At 61.2% G+C, this 17,340-nt stretch carries 17 protein-coding genes and 1 pseudogene; 11 read left to right on the top strand and 7 right to left on the bottom strand.

Annotation, left to right across the window (positions count from 1 at the left end; genetic code table 11):
• Positions 1–236, top strand: a pseudogene (locus RHIBUN_RS33570) (IS630 family transposase); the annotation flags it as partial.
• Positions 237–263: 27 nt separating this feature from the next.
• On the opposite strand, the gene RHIBUN_RS0118340 reads toward RHIBUN_RS33570, so the two are convergent.
• The 3 genes from RHIBUN_RS0118340 to RHIBUN_RS0118330 form a co-directional block, all read right to left on the bottom strand.
• Positions 264–1,031, bottom strand: a complete 768-nt coding sequence (locus tag RHIBUN_RS0118340) for an SDR family oxidoreductase (RefSeq protein WP_025660670.1) — start codon at positions 1,029–1,031, stop codon at positions 264–266.
• Positions 1,032–1,228: 197 nt separating this feature from the next.
• A complete protein-coding gene (locus RHIBUN_RS0118335) occupies positions 1,229–2,683 on the bottom strand; it encodes a GntP family permease (protein WP_025660669.1) in 1,455 nt (484 codons plus the stop codon).
• Between the two features lie 23 nt (positions 2,684–2,706).
• Positions 2,707–3,792 (bottom strand): patatin-like phospholipase family protein, encoded by a 1,086-nt coding sequence (locus tag RHIBUN_RS0118330; RefSeq protein WP_025660668.1) that lies wholly within the window; start codon positions 3,790–3,792, stop codon positions 2,707–2,709.
• 224 nt (positions 3,793–4,016) lie between these two features.
• Between RHIBUN_RS0118330 and RHIBUN_RS0118325 the strand changes: the two genes are divergently transcribed.
• The 4 genes from RHIBUN_RS0118325 (at position 4,017) to RHIBUN_RS0118310 (ending at position 6,400) form a co-directional block, all read left to right on the top strand.
• Positions 4,017–4,523, top strand: a complete 507-nt coding sequence (locus RHIBUN_RS0118325) for a hypothetical protein (protein ID WP_025660667.1) — start codon at positions 4,017–4,019, stop codon at positions 4,521–4,523.
• A gap of 97 nt (positions 4,524–4,620) precedes the next feature.
• Positions 4,621–5,535, top strand: coding sequence for a J domain-containing protein (locus RHIBUN_RS0118320; RefSeq protein WP_025660666.1), 915 nt, complete (start codon positions 4,621–4,623; stop codon positions 5,533–5,535).
• 2 nt (positions 5,536–5,537) lie between these two features.
• Positions 5,538–5,870 carry a chaperone modulator CbpM gene (locus tag RHIBUN_RS0118315; RefSeq protein WP_025660665.1) on the top strand — a complete coding sequence of 111 codons (333 nt, stop codon included), beginning with the start codon at positions 5,538–5,540 and terminating at the stop codon, positions 5,868–5,870.
• A 44-nt stretch (positions 5,871–5,914) separates the two neighbouring features.
• Positions 5,915–6,400: a cupin domain-containing protein gene (locus RHIBUN_RS0118310; RefSeq protein WP_025660664.1), complete on the top strand. Its 486-nt coding sequence runs from the start codon at positions 5,915–5,917 to the stop codon at positions 6,398–6,400.
• A 6-nt stretch (positions 6,401–6,406) separates the two neighbouring features.
• Here RHIBUN_RS0118310 and RHIBUN_RS0118305 read toward each other — a convergent pair whose 3' ends face one another.
• A complete protein-coding gene (locus RHIBUN_RS0118305; protein ID WP_025660663.1) occupies positions 6,407–7,612 on the bottom strand; it encodes an ROK family transcriptional regulator in 1,206 nt (401 codons plus the stop codon).
• A 225-nt stretch (positions 7,613–7,837) separates the two neighbouring features.
• Between RHIBUN_RS0118305 and RHIBUN_RS0118300 the strand changes: the two genes are divergently transcribed.
• The 6 genes from RHIBUN_RS0118300 to ugpC all read left to right on the top strand — a co-directional run bounded on the left by RHIBUN_RS0118300 (position 7,838) and on the right by ugpC (position 13,893).
• Positions 7,838–9,073 (top strand): extracellular solute-binding protein, encoded by a 1,236-nt coding sequence (locus RHIBUN_RS0118300; protein ID WP_025660662.1) that lies wholly within the window; start codon positions 7,838–7,840, stop codon positions 9,071–9,073.
• Between the two features lie 75 nt (positions 9,074–9,148).
• Positions 9,149–10,033, top strand: coding sequence for a sugar ABC transporter permease (locus RHIBUN_RS0118295; RefSeq protein WP_025660661.1), 885 nt, complete (start codon positions 9,149–9,151; stop codon positions 10,031–10,033).
• On the top strand, positions 10,033–10,878 hold the full coding sequence (locus RHIBUN_RS0118290) for a carbohydrate ABC transporter permease (RefSeq protein ID WP_025660660.1): 846 nt from the start codon (positions 10,033–10,035) through the stop codon (positions 10,876–10,878). Before RHIBUN_RS0118295 ends, RHIBUN_RS0118290 begins: the two co-directional genes overlap by 1 nt.
• Positions 10,875–11,897 carry an SIS domain-containing protein gene (locus tag RHIBUN_RS0118285; RefSeq protein ID WP_025660659.1) on the top strand — a complete coding sequence of 341 codons (1,023 nt, stop codon included), beginning with the start codon at positions 10,875–10,877 and terminating at the stop codon, positions 11,895–11,897. Before RHIBUN_RS0118290 ends, RHIBUN_RS0118285 begins: the two co-directional genes overlap by 4 nt.
• Complete coding sequence (locus tag RHIBUN_RS0118280; RefSeq protein ID WP_025660658.1) at positions 11,897–12,826, top strand: carbohydrate kinase family protein; 930 nt, start codon at positions 11,897–11,899, stop codon at positions 12,824–12,826. The genes RHIBUN_RS0118285 and RHIBUN_RS0118280 overlap by 1 nt, the downstream gene beginning before the upstream one ends.
• Positions 12,823–13,893 carry a sn-glycerol-3-phosphate ABC transporter ATP-binding protein UgpC gene (ugpC, locus tag RHIBUN_RS0118275; RefSeq protein ID WP_025660657.1) on the top strand — a complete coding sequence of 357 codons (1,071 nt, stop codon included), beginning with the start codon at positions 12,823–12,825 and terminating at the stop codon, positions 13,891–13,893. The genes RHIBUN_RS0118280 and ugpC overlap by 4 nt, the downstream gene beginning before the upstream one ends.
• A gap of 9 nt (positions 13,894–13,902) precedes the next feature.
• Here ugpC and solA read toward each other — a convergent pair whose 3' ends face one another.
• Genes solA through RHIBUN_RS0118260 form a run of 3 tightly spaced genes read right to left on the bottom strand, consistent with a single transcriptional unit; the run spans position 13,903 to position 17,339 of the window.
• Positions 13,903–15,063 carry an N-methyl-L-tryptophan oxidase gene (gene solA, locus RHIBUN_RS0118270; RefSeq protein ID WP_025660656.1) on the bottom strand — a complete coding sequence of 387 codons (1,161 nt, stop codon included), beginning with the start codon at positions 15,061–15,063 and terminating at the stop codon, positions 13,903–13,905.
• Positions 15,064–15,072: 9 nt separating this feature from the next.
• Positions 15,073–16,566, bottom strand: coding sequence for a histidine ammonia-lyase (gene hutH / locus RHIBUN_RS0118265; protein WP_025660655.1), 1,494 nt, complete (start codon positions 16,564–16,566; stop codon positions 15,073–15,075).
• The gene (locus tag RHIBUN_RS0118260) at positions 16,563–17,339 is read right to left on the bottom strand and encodes an ATP-binding cassette domain-containing protein (RefSeq protein WP_025660654.1); all 777 of its coding nucleotides are present in this window, start codon (positions 17,337–17,339) and stop codon (positions 16,563–16,565) included. The genes hutH and RHIBUN_RS0118260 overlap by 4 nt, the downstream gene beginning before the upstream one ends.
• Position 17,340: the final 1 nt, after the last annotated feature.

Below are 17,340 nucleotides of genomic sequence, written 5' to 3'. Positions count from 1 at the left end.
GAGCCTGGCTCGATAAACGACCGGCAGGCCGCTTCGAATTTACCTTCACGCCCAAACACGGCTCCTGGCTCAACCTGATCGAGGGCTTCTTCTCCAAGTTCGCCCGCTCCGTCCTGCGCCACATCCGGGTGACCTCAAAACACGAGCTCAAGGAACGCATTATGGCCGGTATCGACGACATCAATCGTCATCCCGTCATCCACACTTGGTCATACAAGCTCGCCGAGGCTGCTTGATATGATTCGAACCACGAAAACGCGCTACTAGAGGCAAGTCGTGATGCCACCGTCGACATAGAGAGTGTGTCCGTTGACAAAGGATGATCCTTTCCCGGACAGGAAGACCGCCGCACCGATCAGTTCATCCACCTCACCCCAGCGGGCGGCAGGCGTGCGCTTTTGAAGCCATGAGGAGAACTCCTCGTTATCCACGAGAGCCTGATTGAGCGGCGTCTTGAAATAGCCCGGCGCTAGGGCATTCACCTGGATTCCGAACTTGGCCCAGTCGGCGCACATACCTCGGGTCAGGTTCTTCACAGCGCCCTTGGTGGCGGTGTAGGGGGCGATGCCCGGACGAGCGAGTTCGCTTTGGACGGAGGCGATGTTGATGATCTTTCCTGCGCCGCGCGTGATCATGTGCCGGGCAACGGCCTGCCCGACATAGAAGATGCTGGAGACGTTGGTTTTCAGCAGTTGCTCCCAGCGATCGGCCGGAAAATCCTCGAGCGACGTCCGAAACTGCATTCCCGCATTGTTGATGAGAATATCGATTGGACCAATGGCGCTCTCGATCTCGTCGATGCCACGTTTGACTGCGTCAGCATCGGTCACATCAAAGGCATTCACAGCAACATCGTAACCGGCTTCTCGCAGAGCCTTCGCGGCCGCCTCCAGCTTCGACGCATCCCGTCCGTTCAGCACGACGGATGCGCCATGCTCGGCAAGCCCCTTGGCCAACGCAAAACCAATCCCTTGTGACGAGCCGGTTACCAATGCTCGCCTGCCGCTGAGATCGAAAAGCGGAAAACCCATCATCTACTCTCCAGTGTCTCGTCTTCGAGATGCGCACTCGCCCGACCGGCTGACGCGGAGTTTAGTCGACCCGGTACAGCCTGGTGCCTTGAGTACACCTTGACGCTGGGAGCCGATAGAGGCACCGGCGTCCGCCCGTCGATCGTCGCGATCGCGTGGATGCAGCCACGCACTCCCGGATGTGGTGCCGCAGCCGGTCAGAACGATCCGACAAGCGTTCCGAGCGTGATGACGACGACCAGCGCAACAAGGGCGCTTGCGATGGCGGCCATGGCGAGATCAAGGTAACCATCCTTGTGCGAGACACCGCAGACAGAAAGGAGCGTCACGACAGCACCGTTGTGCGGCAAGCTGTCCAGCGTGCCGGCGCCGATGACCGCAACCCGGTGCATGAGTTGGGGATCGAGACCGGTCTGGTGGGCAATTTCCATGTAGGTCGGCCCCAGGGCATCGAGCGCGATCGTCAGCCCGCCTGACGCCGAACCGGTCAATGCAGCAAGGATATTCGTCGCAATCGCAAGAGAGACCAGTGGCCCTCCCTCGATGCCCAGGACCCAGACCTTCACCGTCTCGAATGCAGGGAGAGCAGCCACGACGGCGCCGAAGCCAACAAGGCTGGCAACGCTCATGATCGGCAGGACAGCCGCGTTGACGCCGGCATCGATGATGGAACGGAGACCAGGAAGGCGGTTAAAGTTGGTAACGAGGAGCGCCACAATGCCCGCCGTCAATGCCACAATCACCGACCAGACACCCGCAACCGCTGAAAGTGTGGTTGAGCCCCAGGCAGTTTCCGCCAGATAATGCGCGTCGATACGCGGCAAAACGGCGAACGTCATCACCAGATTGGTCGCAACGACGACCACCAGCGGCAGCGCTGCGATCAAAAAGCTTGGTCGCATCGCCGCATGACCGCCGCGCGCAATTTCACCCGGATCGAAGTCATGCGCGACTGCGCCACGCTCCCGCATCCTGTCGTCATTTGAAATGGCATCAGAGGCCGTCAAGCCAGCATAGCGATAGGTCTCCCCTGCCAGCTTCGCCTTTCGCCGCGCCATCTGCAGCCACCACATGCCGAAACCAAGCATGACCGCCGAGGCAATGACGCCGAGCCCTGGAGCAGCAAACGGATTGGTGCCAAAAAATGGCATCGGGATCGCATTCTGGATCGCCGGCGTGCCCGGCATGGCAGACATGGTGAAGGTGGATGTTCCAAGGGCGATTGCTGCCGGCATGAGCCGGTGCGGAATGTCGGCCGCCTTGAAGAGAGCATGCCCCATTGGAGCAAGGACGAAGAAAGCGACAAACAGGCTGACGCCGCCATATGTGACGAAGGCGCCAGCAAGCACGACGGCGAATATGGCTCGTCCTGCCCCGAGCTTCTCGGTCATCTTCACGGCAATTGCCTCAACAGAACCACTGGCTTCCATGAGCTTGCCGAAAAGAGCGCCAAGCAGAAAAATCGGGAAGAACTGGGCAATGAAATCCGCCGCGTTGCGCATGAAAGTCTGCGTCCAGCTGGCAAGCAAGGGCTGGCCAGCCAACAGTGCGGCAAGCAGGGCACAAAGGGGTGCGAGAAGAAGGATGCTCCAGCCGCGGTAAGCGAGCGCGACGAGAACACCAAGTGCGATAAGGACGCCAACAATATCCATGACGGGGCTTTGCGCTCTGACGTCTATTGCAGGACGGTATCGAGCAGGCTTTCGATGTCAAAGCTCGCCCGCTTTCCAATATCCGTGCCATGGCTGGCGAGAAATTCTTGCGCGGTCTCGCGCCCTTCCTGCCGCAGCATCGAAAGAAACTCCCACTCGCCGTTCATCTTGGATGATGCGCTGAGTTCCACCATGCGCGGTGGCGTTGCAATTCGATGGAGACGTATGCTTGACCATTCCTTCGCCCAGGCGATTTCATCCGGCGCAACGCCGCTTTCCGAAAGCATCCGCTGGAGTATGGCCATCGCTCGCAATTCCTTCTTCAGGCTGGAGTTAAAGGAGATCTCGTTGATGCGATTGAGAATTTCACGTGCAGTCCTTGGAACGCCCGCGCGCTCTACGGGATTGACCTGAACAAGCAAAATGTCGCATGCCGCACTCTCCCGGACGACCGGCGTAAGCAGCGGATTTCCCGAAAACCCACCGTCCCAGTAGGGATCACCGTCTATTTCGATCGCCTGGTTCAGCATCGGCAGGCATGCCGAAGCCAGCACGGCGTCGGCACTCAGTTCGTCGTTGCGAAACACCCTCGGCAGCCCGGTTCGCACGTTCGTGGCATTGACAAACAGCTTGATCTCAGAGCGCTTCAAGGCCTCGAAATCCACGCTTTCCTCGAGGATGTCGCGGAGCGGATTGATGTTGGCCGGATTGATCTCATAGGGCGAAAACAAGCGGCTCATAAGGTCGAAGAAGAGATAGGCGGGCGAGTGATCAAGCGACCAGTTACCGGTCATCACGTCAAACGCCGTTCGCTGAAACGGGCTGAACCGCGCCACGTCGCTGACCCGGGCCCAAAATGCCTCGAGAGCGACCTTCGCGCCCTCTCGACCATCAAGGGCATAACCATGTGCAAGTACCACCGCGTTCATTGCGCCGGCCGAGGTGCCGGTTATGCTTGAAATCTCCAGCCAGGGCTCATCGATGAGCCGTTCGATTACACCCCAGGTAAAAGCGCCGTGCGCGCCACCGCCCTGGAGCGCCAGATCAATTGCGATCGGATCGCGATCGGATCGCGTGGCACGGGCATTGCTGTATGGTCTTGGCGGCATTCGGACCTCCGAGTTCAGCGTCTCTACCTTATGGCGATTATTGCAGTGCAGCAATAGCAGTTCTCAACTGACAGAAATTTCGCTCGATGAGGTCGAACCTCCAGACAAAGAGGAATTCGCTTGCGTTTCCCCACCGCGTTGGGACATTTTGGCCGAGTTCCTGCAGTGAGAGGAACTTTCAAGCATTCTGAGGCATTCCTGATCATCTCCAAGGGGAGGACGTCATGAAGTGCTGCCGACATGCTGCTGTGGCCGCGCTGTTCTGGCTGGTCACGGGCTTCGCATATGCCGACGAGGCGCCTTTCCTCCAGTCGCTTGCTGGCGATTGGACCGGCGGAGGCATGATGAAACGCACGACCTCCTCGTCCCCGATCAACCTGAGTTGCAATTTCACATCCCAAGCGAGTGGCGAGGCGCTATCGATGAAGGGGACCTGCCGCGGGATGATCGTTATCACGCGACCGGTGTCGGCCAATATCACGGTCACCGGAACACAGTATGCCGGTCGTTACGTCGGTCCGTCCGGTGGCGTATCCGGTCTTCAGGGAAGCCGCCGCGGCGACGCCATCAATCTCGCGGTGCGCTGGTCAAAGGTGATAAACGGTGACCGCAGCGCCAACATGACCATCCAGCGGATCGACGCCAATGCGATCCGCATCCGAACTGTCGACAAGGATCCGGCGTCCGGCCAGCAGGTGGTTACCAGTGAGATCAGCCTGCAGCGCGATTAGGTGCCGAGGCCGATACAACCTCTCGTCGGAGCAGCCGCGCGAACCTATATAGATGGCAAAATGCCGGTGATGTCCGCCGGCTGAACCGGAGATATGTATGAGCCGCGATCCATACGAGCTTCTCGGCGTGAAGAAGGACGCCACGCAGAAAGACATTCAAAGCGCATTTCGAAAACTTGCCAAGAAACTTCACCCCGATCTCAATCCCGGCGACAAGAAGGCAGAGGACCGCTTCAAGGAAATTTCCGCTGCTTACGAGCTGCTGAGCGATGAAGAAAAGCGCGGGCGCTTTGACCGCGGCGAGATCGACATGACCGGTGCCGAGCAGGCGCCGCGCCACTACTATCGCGACTATGCCTCTGCAGGAAACGCCGGCAACCCTTATCACAACAGCGCGGGCTATGCCGACTTCGGCGACAGCGACGATATTTTCTCGAGCTTCTTTTCGCGACGAACACGCGGAGGCGATTTCCATGCACAGGGCCAGAACCGGCAGTATTCGATGGAGGTCGATTTCCTCGATGCCGTCAACGGCACGAAGACCCAGATCCGTTTGCCGGACGGGCCGGCGCTCGACCTGCAGATACCGCCTGGCACGCGCGACGGCCAGACGCTCAGACTGCGCGGCAAAGGCGAGGCCGGCATTGGCGGCGGCCGGCCGGGAGATGCGCTTGTCGAAATTCGCGTGCGTCCGCATCGCTTCTATGTTCGTGACGGCGACGACATTCGCTTCGACCTGCCGATTACGCTGCGCGAGGCCGTGCTCGGCGGCAAGGTGCGCGCGCCGACGCCGTCAGGTCCGGTCAACCTCACATTGCCGCCGCACTCCAACACCGGGAAGGTCTTGCGCCTGAAGGGCAAGGGCGTTCCGAAGAAAGACGGCAGTGCTGGAGACATCTACATCTCTCTGAAAATCGTGCTGCCGAACGGACCGGATCAGCAGCTGACCGATTTCATGACCGGCTGGACAGCTGGCGACGAGCAGGATCCGAGAAAGGGCATGGGAGAATAGCCATGGATGATCTTGAATTCCGCCGTTTTCTTAAAATCGACGTGAGGGTGTTAGAGGTGTGGGTCGAGCAGGGATGGCTGCTGCCTCAGACACGTGACGGCGCTCGCGATTTTCGCGACACCGATGTCGCGCGGGCGCAGCTCATCCTCGACCTGACGCGTGACATGGGTGTCAACGATGCCGGCGTCGATCTGATCATGGATCTCATCGATCAGATCCATGGACTGCGCGGAACGCTTCGCGAAATGCTCGCCGCCATGGAAGGGCAGGACGAGGAGGTAAAGCGCAGACTGCGCGGCAAGCTCGATGAGCTCTCCGGCATCCACCGCCTTTAGGACATGGCCAGGGAACAACGACCTGATTGAAGGAAGGAGATGCAATGACCGAGGTTCCGCATGATCACGACCACCATCCGATCGACTGGCGCGAACATGGCGTGAAGGTCATTCCGGGCAATTCACTCGATCCCAATACCGCCCAGACCCCAGGGATGAACCGGGCGACGGCGATCGACCATGCGCGCGCCGGGGCGGAGAAAATATGGGCCGGCACCGTTACCATCCATGCGAATGCAAAGACCGGCGCCCATCACCACGGGGATCTCGAAAGCATCATCTATGTGGTGAAAGGGAAGGCACGCATGCGCTGGGGCGACCACCTCGAATTCACGGCAGAGGCCTGTCCCGGTGATTTCATCTACGTGCCGCCTTACGTTCCCCATCAAGAGATCAACGCCAGCCGCGACGAGACGCTCGAATGTGTTCTTGTGCGCTCCGGCCAGGAACCGGTCGTCGTCAATCTCGATATCGAACCGGTCGAACAGCCGGAAGATGTTTTATGGATCGACCCGATCCATCGCGCATGAGCGTTTTTACAGCGAACCCTTGAGAATAGCCGCAAAGCTCGGGTCGAAAGCGCGGCTGATCGGGTCGGCGGCAGCGCCAAGTGCGACGGCCCAGGGATCGGTCATTCCAAGCTGGAAGCGAGGAATGACCCGGCCACGGCGATCGGCGATCGATGGCGGCAGAGGGTACATCGCCTCGACCAGACGTCGCGCCAGGGCCTCAGGCGCACCGCCGCAGAGAATCACGGTTTGCGGATCGAAGATCGATTCGATCAGATGTACGCTCCAGCGAAGATCCATCACGGCTTCTTCGATCCAGCTCTGTATTCTCGCATCATTCTTCAGCGCCAGTTCGTTCACCATCGCATAGACGCCGGGATCCGCCGGGTCGATCGCCAGGTGCTGGTAGAGCGAGGCGAGCGAGGCACGATGCTCGAGTGGCGTCGGGCTGCCGCTTGCCGAAAGCAGCGCCATGCCGATTTCGCCCGCATTGCCGTTTGCACCGCTGTAAAGTTCCCCGCCGAGGATCAGACCAGCACCGATACCGTAGCCGAGATAGAGGCAAACGGCATGGTCGAGCCCATGGGCGGCGCCAACCATCCGCTCTGCCGTCGCGCAAGCGGCCGCATCGTTTTGTAGACGAACGCCAAGACCCGTGCCTGCCGCCAGCGTTTCCAACAGCGGAAACTTTTGCCAGGCGGCCATCATCCAGGGATCGTCACCCGTCGCCTCGATCCCGAACGGGCCAGGCATCGCCGCGCCCAGGCCAACGAGCCGCCGCTCCGATTGAGCAACGAGGCCGGCAAGGTCACGACGAACCTTCTCGACAAGTTCGAGAATTACGGTGGCACCGCGCGACGGCCCGTCGGGAGGCAGGTTCGCCTCGGCCCGCGTGCGTATGTTGCCGACAAGGTCGACAGCTATGGCCCTGGTTATGTGACGATCGATCTGCAGCCCGATCGCAAAAGCCCCTTCCGGCACCAGGCGATAGGGTGTCGACGGTTGTCCCCTGCCCTTGCGAACAGCTTCCTGCGCGGTGACCAGCCCTTCCTGTTCGAGTTCGTCGATGATGTTCGACACGGTCTGTTTGGTGAGCTTGGTGGCGCGCGCCAGGTCTGCTCTCGAGAGTGCTCCATTCACTCTCAGGGCATCCATCATCACCCGCCGGTTATGGGCGCTTGTGCCTTCATGATTGGTGCCTGCTTTTGCCCGTATCGGGCGCGCTTCGTTCATTCCGAATTCCCTCTTGACAGCAGTAGAATATTGAAGAAGAAATAAGTCAAGACAATTGACTTAATGAGGAACCAAAAGAGTTCCAGGGAACGCAAAAGGGTCCGAAAGCGGCTCTGACGACGCTCCGAATCCGGCAGCCGGCTAACCGGCGCCTTTTCAACAACCGATGGCGACGACAGCCGCCCTCGGACAAACGGGTGAATGTCAAAAAAACTGGAGGCTGGAATGTTGAAATCCCTGAACAAGACGCTGCTTGGCGCAGCACTGATCGGCGCATCTTTCGCGCCGCACGCCTTTGCCGAAACGACGATCAATGCGCTGTTTATGGCACAAGCGGCCTATAGCGAGGCTGACGTCCGTGCCATGACGGATGCATTTTCCAAGGCAAACCCCGACGTCAAGGTCAATCTCGAATTCGTGCCTTACGAAGGCCTGCACGACAAGACGGTGCTCGCCCAGGGGTCTGGCGGTTACGACGTCGTCCTCTTCGACGTGATCTGGCCGGCAGAATACGCGACCAACAATGTCCTCGTCGACGTCACCGCGCGCATCACAGACGATATGAAGAAGGGTGTCCTTCCTGGTGCATGGACGACCGTTCAGTATGACGGCAAGTACTACGGGATGCCGTGGATCCTAGACACCAAGTATTTGTTCTACAACAAGGAAATCCTCGAGAAGGCCGGCATAAAGGCACCGCCGAAGACCTGGGACGAACTGGCCGAGCAGGCAAAGACGATCAAGGACAAGGGCCTTCTCGCAACGCCGATCGCCTGGAGCTGGTCGCAGGCCGAAGCCGCGATCTGCGATTACACGACGCTCGTCAGCGCCTACAAGGGCGATTTCCTGAAGGACGGCAAGCCGGCCTTCCAGAGTGGCGGCGGTCTCGACGCGCTTAATTATATGGTTTCCAGCTACAAATCCGGCCTGACCAATCCGAACTCCAAGGAATTCCTGGAAGAGGATGTGCGAAAGGTCTTCCAGAACGGCGATGCTGCTTTTGCGCTGAACTGGACCTACATGTACAACATGGCGAACGACCCGAAGGACAGCAAGGTCGCGGGCAAGGTCGGCGTTGTCCCGGCTCCGGGTGTCGCGGGCAAGAGCGAAGCGTCGGCCGTCAACGGCTCGATGGGCCTCGGTGTCACCACGGCCAGCAAGCATCCTGATGAGGCCTGGAAGTACGTCACCTTCATGACCTCGCAGCCGACGCAGAACCAGTATGCCAAGCTCAGCCTTCCGATCTGGGCATCGTCTTATCAGGATCCGGCCGTGACGAAGGGCCAGGAAGAACTGATCGCTGCGGCCAAGGTCGGTCTTGCCGCGATGTATCCGCGCCCGACCACGCCGAAGTATCAGGAGCTTTCCACGGCTCTGCAGCAGGCCATCCAGGAATCCCTGCTCGGCCAGTCTTCGCCGGAGGACGCCCTGAAGTCGGCTGCCGACAACAGCGGTCTCTAAGCGATGTAACCGTCCAGGCGGCCCCGTGCCGCCTGGTTTCCACTCTACCAATCCGATGAATTGAGAGGGCGCCTCATGTCCGGCACCTGGATGACAACCCGCGCGTGGCTTTTGATGTTGCCGCTGCTTGTCGTGATGATCGCCGTCATCGGATGGCCATTGGTCGACACCGTCGGCCTGTCTTTCACAGACGCCAAGCTTGTCGGCACATCAGGCAATTTCGTCGGCATCGACAACTACGTGAAGATGATCTCCGGTTCGAATTTTCAGCGGACCCTGATCACGACCACCTGGTTCGCGGTCATCTCGGTTGCTGCCGAGATGGTGATCGGCGTGCTTGCAGCACTTCTCCTCAACCAGGATTTCCGCGGCCGCGCGGTGCTGCGCGCCCTGATGATCCTTCCCTGGGCACTGCCAACCGTCGTCAACGCCACGCTCTGGCGATTGATCTACAATCCGGAATACGGCGCGCTCAACGCCGCGCTGAAGCAGGTCGGGCTGATCGACGCCTATCGCTCCTGGCTTGGCGAACCGGGCACAGCACTTGCCGCCCTGATCGTCGCCGATTGCTGGAAGAACTTCCCGCTGGTCGCGCTCATTGCGCTTGCTGCCCTACAAGCGGTGCCGCGTGACGTCACTGCCGCCTCACTGGTCGACGGCGCCGGTCCCTTCGCCCGCTTCCGCTTCGTGATCCTGCCCTATCTCGCGGGTCCGCTGATGGTGGCCCTTGTGCTGCGCACCATCGAGGCCTTCAAGGTGTTCGACATCATCTGGGTCATGACCCGCGGCGGCCCGGCCAACAGTACGAGGACGCTGTCGATCCTCGTCTATCAGGAAGCGTTTTCCTTCCAGCGGGCCGGCTCCGGCGCCTCATTGGCCTTGATCGTCACATTGCTGGTAACGGTGCTGGCTCTCGCCTATGCCACGCTGGTGCGCAAGACCGCAGGGAGTGCCGCCTGATGGAACGCAAGAGCCCATTCTTTACAGCCTTCATCTACGTCTGCGCCTTGCTGCTTGCGGCCGTCATCCTGGCACCGGTTCTCTGGCTGTTCATCATGAGCATCTCGCCGGCCGCCGATCTGGCCGCCAAGCCGCTCCGCTGGTGGCCGCAAACGGCAGACTTCTCCCGGTACACCGCCTTGCTGTCGACGATCGAGAACAGCGCTGGCGCCGCCTTCACCTCGTCGCTCAGAAACAGCATCGAGGTTGCCGGCATGGCGACGATCGCCGCTATCGCGCTGGCGATTCCGGCCGGTTGGGCCGTGTCGCGAACACCTTCCGTCGGTTGGTCGCTTTCAATGGTCATCGCCACCTACATGCTGCCACCGGTTGCGCTTGCCGTGCCGCTCTACATGGGCCTGGCCTATCTCGGCATGCTGAACAACGTCTTCGGCCTCGCCCTCGTCTATCTGACGATCCTCGCCCCCTTCACGACATGGCTCATGAAATCCGGCTTCGATTCCATTCCGAAGGAGATCGAAGCCGCGGCAATGATTGACGGTGCCGGCCTGTTCCAGACCTGGAAGATCATTACCCTGCCGCTGGCCATGCCTGTTGTCGCCACCTCGGCGCTGTTTGCTTTCCTGCTCGGCTGGGACGAGTTCTTCTATGCGCTGCTCTTCACCTCCGATCAGCGCGCCAAGACACTCACGGTTGCCATCGCCGATCTGGCCGGTGGCCGTGTCTCCGATTACGGACTGATCGCGACTGCCGGTGTTCTCGCCGCTCTGCCACCGGTGCTGGTTGGTCTCGTCATGCAACGCGCCCTGATATCAGGGCTGACAAGCGGCGGCGTCAAGGGATGACAATGACCATGGAAAACACACGACCAGCCGGCCTGATTGCAATTGATCGCGAAATGGCGCGTCAGCATGCGGATGCGCTCACATCCTATGACAACGCAAAGCAAGCCGCTCAGGCCATTGCGGAATCGCTGAAGAAAAACGCCAGGCTTCTTCTTCTCGGCATGGGCGGATCTCATGCCGTCGGTCGGGCCGTCGAGCCGCTCTACCGTGCCTGCGGCATCGACGCGATCGCTCTACCCCTGTCCGAGCAACTCGGACAACCGCTCGCGCTCGACGGCCGAACAGTTATCATCACCTCGCAATCTGGCGAAAGTGCCGAGGTGGTGCGCTGGTTCTTTGAAACAGGAGCCAGTGCTGACACATTCGGGCTGACGCTGGAGCAAGGATCATTCCTGGCGCGTACGGCGCCTTCCCTCATCGGAGCGGGCGGCACGGAATTGGCGTTTGCTGCAACGCGCAGCCTGACCGTCTCCTTTGCCCTGCATCTTGCGGTGCTGGCAGCCCTTGGCGAGGATCCCGCGGCAGCCCTTGCCGCACTCACCGCCCCGGAAACACCAGGCATCGACATCGCTCTTGCAGCTCTCGATAACGTGGCGACGGTCGTTACCTCGGGCAGGCGCCTGCAGGGTCTTGCCGAAGCGCTGGCCCTTGGCCTGACGGAACTCTCCCGCCTTCCCTGCTTTTCGCTCGAAGGCGGGCAGTTGCGGCACGGACCGATGGAGATGCTCGGCCCGGCCGTCGGTGTCGTTCTTTTCCGGGGACAGGACAGCACCGCCGGTCTGGTCACGGCCATGGCCGTATCAGCCGTCGAAACCGGCGCTCCGGTCATCATCTTCGATGCATCGGGTGAAGCCCCGGTTGCGGGCGCGGTGACGATCGGCTTCAAGCCAGCTTCGGGCCTGGCTGCAGTCTTCGCAATGCTGCCCGTGGCACAGCGCTTCATGGTCGCCTTCGCCGATGCGCGTGTCGAGAACGCCGGCACGCCTGTGCGCTCGACAAAGATCACCCGGAGCGAATGATGCGCCCGCTTGCCGTCGTCGGAAACGTGAATATCGACCTCATCCTCGGCCCTGCTGCTCCCTGGCCGAAGGCTGGCACCGAGATCATCGTCGACCACGACGAACTGCGCGTCGGCGGGGCAGCGGGCAACAGCGCCCTCGCCTGGGAAGGTCTTGGCGTCGAATTCGAGATCGCTGCCAATGTTGGCAACGACCAGTTCGGTCGCTGGTTGACCGAGGCTTTCGGCAAGCGGTCCGCGAAGTGGCCGGTGCGCCCTGAGCAGACGACACTGTCGGTTGGCATCACCCATCCCGATGGAGAGCGCACGTTCTTCACCACCCGCGGTCACCTGCCCCGCCTCAGCCTTTCCGATGTCTTTGCCGTCCTGGATGGCACGACGCTGTCGGGGGGCTTCGTGTTGCTCTGCGGCTCATTCCTGACGGAAGATCTGACCCGCGAGTACGATGCTTTCTTCGACTGGGCCGACAAGCACCAGATTGCGATTGCGCTTGACACTGGCTGGCCGCTCGACGGCTGGACGAACGAGAATTGCGAGGCCACGCGAAACTGGCTTTCCCGCTGCGCGATTGCGCTGCTCAACGAAGTGGAGTCCACCACCCTCACCGGCCTCGACGACCCTGTCGAAGCGGGGACCGAAATCCGATCCCACATGCCGGAGGGTGCCATCGTCGTCGTCAAGCGCGGACCGGACGGAGCGCTCGCAATTGGTGCGGACGGGCAGTGCATCGCCGCTGCGGCTCCCTCCGTCACGGTTGTCGATACGATCGGCGCCGGCGATGTCTTCAACGCCGGTTTTCTGGCAGCGCTGGCGCAAGAAAAACCTCTCGCTGACTGCCTGCAGGCCGGAACCGCGGTCGCATCACGGGCAATTTCGACCCTTCCCCGCAACTACGGCGGACCATCCACATCTGAGGAGCCCGCTCGATGAGTGCTCTTGAAATTGCCAACATCCGCAAGACATACGGCGATGTCGAAACCCTGAAGGGCATCGACATCGCGCTCGAGAGCGGCGAGTTTCTCGTTCTGCTCGGCTCTTCCGGCTGCGGAAAATCGACCCTGCTCAACATCATCGCGGGGCTGGCGGAAGCAACAAGCGGCGACGTGCGTATCGGCGGACGCTCGGTCCTCGGCGTGCATCCGAAGGATCGTGACATCGCCATGGTCTTCCAGTCCTACGCGCTCTATCCAAACCTGACTGTCCACCGCAATATCGGCTTCGGCTTGGAAATGCGCAAAGTTCCGAGCGCCGAGCGCGACACGGCGGTACGCGATGCGGCGAAATTGCTGCAGATCGAAAGCCTGCTCGACCGCAGGCCAAGTCAACTGTCGGGTGGCCAGCGCCAGCGCGTCGCGATCGGCCGCGCCCTTGTTCGCAAGCCGGAAGTCTTCCTGTTCGACGAGCCGCTATCCAACCTGGACGCAAAACTGCGCATGGAGATGCGCACCGAACTCAAGCGCCTGCATCAGATGCTCAAGACCACGGTCGTCTACGTGACGCACGACCAGATCGAGGCCATGACGCTCGCCACCCGCATTGCGGTTATGCGCGACGGGCGGATCGAGCAGCTCGGCAGCCCGTCGGAGATTTACGATCGGCCGGCAACTCTTTATGTCGCCACGTTTGTCGGGGCGCCGCCAATGAACCTCTTGAACGCTACGGTTCGCGGCAGCGAAGTTCAGATCGAGGGCAGCGACATCGTGCTACCTCTTCCGGGCGGACTTCAAGCCGAGCCCAGAGATGGCCAGAAGCTGATTGTCGGAATACGGCCGGAAGCACTTCGACTTGGATCGTCCGGCCTCACGCTACCGGCGAAATGCGAGGTTGCCGAACTGACCGGACCGGAGCTTGTCGTCACCGCTTTTGCGGGCACGCAACGGATCATGGCCTGCCTGCCGCCGCGCACGACTTTGGAGAATGGTCAGATGCTGACGCTTACCTTCGATCCGCAAGCAATCCACCTATTCAATGCGGAAACCGGATTGCGCTGCAGTTAGCCTGGAGCGTTACGCCGATTTGCGGGCCGAGACGAAGCGGTTCATTGCATCGAACGAGAAGGCTGCAACCGGCAAGCTGGTTCCACCTTGAAGTGCCAGGTCGGCGAGAATCTCGCCGACGACGCTCGTGAACTTGAAGCCATGGCCGGAGCAGGGCGACGCGACGACGACGTTCGGGTTGCCAGGGGCAACGTCGAGCAGAAAATCCTCACTCGGCAGCATCGTGTAGCGGCATGTCACGGCGCTGACCCGGGGTCCGGCAGCGGCCGGCACCCGCCTGGCGATAAAGCTATCGAGGAGTGCCGTATCTCTGTCGTTGACGGGCGGATTGGGCTGGTTGGGATCGATCGGCTCGCGGAAATGCGCGTGCCTCCCGACTTTGACGCTGTCCATGCCGATCGCCGGAAAACCGAAGTAAGAGCCGTCTGCCCCCTCGTCCCGAAGGAAGCACGGCATGCGCTGCGGTTGCGTCGCAAATCCGTCCTGCGGCTGATACCAGGCGACGACCTGTCGGATCGGCACCGCATGTTCCTTCAAATCGGGAATGAGTTCAGCGATCCACGAGCCGGTGGCAACCACCACCTTTTTGGCACGATAGTGGCCCTCAGCCGATCGGATCGTCACCCCGCCGTCGCCCGGCTCGATCGCAGTTACCCGTTCGCCGAAGTGAAGAACCGCACCATCCTGCGCTGCAAGTTTGAGATAACCCATGACAGCCGCCTCGGGCCTGAGATAGCCCCCCTTTGGATCGAGGACAGCAACGTCCTCGTCATCCAGTTGGAAGGCGGGAAACCGACGCGCCACGTCCATCTTGTCGAGGACCTCATGCGGCAGGCCGTGCATCTTGCAGGACGCGCGTGTGCCCGTAACGATCTTGCTGTCTTCAGCCCCGATCTGGAGAACACCGGTGATCGTCAGAATTTCCGTGCGAAGCCGCGCCTCCAAAGCGCGCCAGTTGCTATAGGCGCGCTGCAGCAGCGGCACATAGGACGGATCTTCGAAGTAGCCCATCCGGATCAGGCGGCTATCTCCATGCGAAGAGCTGAGCGCATGGGCAGGAAAATAGGCGTCGATGCCAATCGTCCTGGCGCCGCGCGCCGCAAGGAAGGAGATGGCAGCGCTTCCCATGGCGCCGAGGCCGATCACGGCAACGTCGAAATCAGCTGTCATTTCTGCTCCTCAGATCAATTCGGGCGGTGCTTCTTGCCGGATAAAGCTACGAAGCGCTTCGATGTCGGCAGCCAACGGGCGATCGTCGGCGTAATGCGGGACGACCTGACGTACCGCACGGTGGATTGCGTCCGTGGCGTCGGCGCGCTTTGCTGTCGACGCCAGGAAGTCATGCGCCTGGGCTGCCGCCATCAACTCGATGGCGACAATGTATTCGGCGTTGTCGATGACCGAAAGGAGCTTATTTGCCGCAGCCGTTGGATGCGCGAGAAAATCCTCCTGCAGGCCGGAGGTAACGCCGCCATCGGTGGAAGCGGGTGCGGCCAGCCTGCGGTTCTCGTTGCTGAGCGCGGCAGCGGTATATTGGGCGATCATGAAGCCGGAATTACTGCCGGCATCGCTCGCCAGAAAAGGCGGGAGGTTGCTGATCAGCGGATTGACGAGCCGATCCATACGGCGCTCGCTCATGGCCGATATCTGCGCAAGGGCGATCGCCAGGCCGTCGGACGCCTGCGCGAGGGCTGGCGCCACGGCATGAGCCTCCGACGACACGACAGGATTTTCAGGTGTTCCCGAGACCGCCGGATTGTCGGTGACTGAGGCAAGTTCGCGATCGACAACGTCGGATGCATTGTCAAAGACGTCGCGAGCTGCTCCATGGGCGTGCGGGACCGAGCGTAGGCTGAGCGCATCCTGCGTGCGTTTTGCGAGCGCGGCTGCGATCAGCCCGCTGCCCTCCAGGCGCCGCCTCAAGGAAGCGCCGACATGCGCGATGCCGCGCGACGGACGAAGCGCTAGCACCGTCTCGTCGAAGGCCGCCATCTGACACCCGCAAGCTTCCAGCGTCAGGGCCGCCACAGCATCGGCCCAGTCGAGCAGATGGTTCGCGCGTGCTAGCGCGACGCTGGCTAAACCCGTTGCACAGGCCGTTCCGTTGACGAGGCTTAACCCCTCTTTTGCACCGAGCACGAGTGGAGCAAGACCAATGGCATCGAGAGCCCCCCGGCCGTTCATGCGCTTGCCCGCCACCGATGCGCTTCCTTCCCCGATGAGGACGAGCGCAGTATGGGCATTGTGCGTGAGGTAACCGGCTGAGCCCCTCGACGGGACATCAGGCACGCAATCGTGCTCCAAAAATGCCGTGAGGTGGCGGATGATATCCGCCCGTACGCCGGAATGGCCATGCGCGAAATTGGCGACTTGCGCCGCGATGATTGCCCGGACCTCGCGGCCCGCCAGGAGTTCGCCGACGCCACAGGCGTGACTGAGGACGATGTTGCGCGACAGCCGGCTTTGGGAGTTGCGATCGACGACCGTATCTGAAAGCGCGCCGACGCCCGTATTGATGCCGTAGGCACGTATCCCTGTCTCGACAATGCGTTCAATGATCCGGCTGGCATTGTCGACGCGACCCCAGGCTGCGGGTGATAGCGCAAGTGTCTCGCCGGCCGCAACACGTGCGATGTCACGCCAGCCGATCAGCGTGTCGATGGTGACCGTCATTGCCCGCTTCCGAAATGACCGATGAACTGCCGGAAGGCCGGTGACGCGCCTCCCCCGAACATATCGTCCGGTGCGCCGCTGCTCTCGACCAGGCCTTCCTTCATGAAGACAACGCGATTGGAAACATTGCGCGCAAAGCTCATCTCGTGCGTGACGACCAGCATCGTCATCCCCTCCTCGGCAAGCGCGCGCATGACACGCAACACCTCGCCGACGAGCTCCGGGTCAAGCGCCGACGTCGGCTCGTCGAAGAGCATGACTTTCGGTTTCATCGCGAGTGCCCGGGCGATCGCTGCGCGCTGCTGCTGGCCGCCCGACAGGTGCGCTGGATAGGCGTGGCGCTTGTCGGCAATGCCGACCTTTTCGAGAAGCGCCTCTGCCTCGGCGACGCATTCGGAACGCGGACGCTTGAGCACGTGGACCGGTCCCTCGATTACATTCTGCAGGATCGTCATGTGTGACCACAGATTGAAGGACTGGAAGACCATGCCCAGTTCCGAGCGGATATGGTCGACCTGCTTCTGGCTCGCCGGCCGGCTCGTGCCGCCCTTGTGGATCATGCGGATCTGCTCGCCATCCACCCAGATCTCGCCGTCGGTTGCCGTTTCCAACAGGTTGATGCAGCGCAGGAAGGTGGACTTGCCGGAACCCGAGGCACCGAGCAGGGAAATGACGTCGCCATCCTCGGCATCGAGCGAGATGCCACGCAAGACCTCGTGCGTGCCGAAGCTTTTGCGGATGTTGCGGACGGAAAGTCGGGTAACGCCTGGCATG

It is taken from the genome of Rhizobium sp. IBUN (assembly GCF_000510625.1).
GTDB lineage: Bacteria > Pseudomonadota > Alphaproteobacteria > Rhizobiales > Rhizobiaceae > Rhizobium > Rhizobium altiplani.
Note: the sequence above shows the minus strand (reverse complement) of the source record. Positions and strands in the feature narration are given on the sequence as shown.

Coding starts and splice junctions, on each gene's coding strand:
- RHIBUN_RS0118285 (WP_025660659.1), top strand. CDS start 10,875: ATGACAATGACCATGGAAAACACACGACCAGCCGGCCTGATTGCAATT.
- hutH (WP_025660655.1), bottom strand. CDS start 16,566: ATGACGGTCACCATCGACACGCTGATCGGCTGGCGTGACATCGCACGT.
- RHIBUN_RS0118335 (WP_025660669.1), bottom strand. CDS start 2,683: ATGGATATTGTTGGCGTCCTTATCGCACTTGGTGTTCTCGTCGCGCTC.
- RHIBUN_RS0118325 (WP_025660667.1), top strand. CDS start 4,017: ATGAAGTGCTGCCGACATGCTGCTGTGGCCGCGCTGTTCTGGCTGGTC.
- RHIBUN_RS0118310 (WP_025660664.1), top strand. CDS start 5,915: ATGACCGAGGTTCCGCATGATCACGACCACCATCCGATCGACTGGCGC.
- ugpC (WP_025660657.1), top strand. CDS start 12,823: ATGAGTGCTCTTGAAATTGCCAACATCCGCAAGACATACGGCGATGTC.
- RHIBUN_RS0118305 (WP_025660663.1), bottom strand. CDS start 7,612: ATGAACGAAGCGCGCCCGATACGGGCAAAAGCAGGCACCAATCATGAA.
- RHIBUN_RS0118295 (WP_025660661.1), top strand. CDS start 9,149: ATGTCCGGCACCTGGATGACAACCCGCGCGTGGCTTTTGATGTTGCCG.
- RHIBUN_RS0118330 (WP_025660668.1), bottom strand. CDS start 3,792: ATGCCGCCAAGACCATACAGCAATGCCCGTGCCACGCGATCCGATCGC.
- RHIBUN_RS0118315 (WP_025660665.1), top strand. CDS start 5,538: ATGGATGATCTTGAATTCCGCCGTTTTCTTAAAATCGACGTGAGGGTG.
- RHIBUN_RS0118300 (WP_025660662.1), top strand. CDS start 7,838: ATGTTGAAATCCCTGAACAAGACGCTGCTTGGCGCAGCACTGATCGGC.
- RHIBUN_RS0118320 (WP_025660666.1), top strand. CDS start 4,621: ATGAGCCGCGATCCATACGAGCTTCTCGGCGTGAAGAAGGACGCCACG.
- RHIBUN_RS0118260 (WP_025660654.1), bottom strand. CDS start 17,339: ATGCCAGGCGTTACCCGACTTTCCGTCCGCAACATCCGCAAAAGCTTC.
- RHIBUN_RS0118280 (WP_025660658.1), top strand. CDS start 11,897: ATGCGCCCGCTTGCCGTCGTCGGAAACGTGAATATCGACCTCATCCTC.
- RHIBUN_RS0118290 (WP_025660660.1), top strand. CDS start 10,033: ATGGAACGCAAGAGCCCATTCTTTACAGCCTTCATCTACGTCTGCGCC.
- RHIBUN_RS0118340 (WP_025660670.1), bottom strand. CDS start 1,031: ATGGGTTTTCCGCTTTTCGATCTCAGCGGCAGGCGAGCATTGGTAACC.
- solA (WP_025660656.1), bottom strand. CDS start 15,063: ATGACAGCTGATTTCGACGTTGCCGTGATCGGCCTCGGCGCCATGGGA.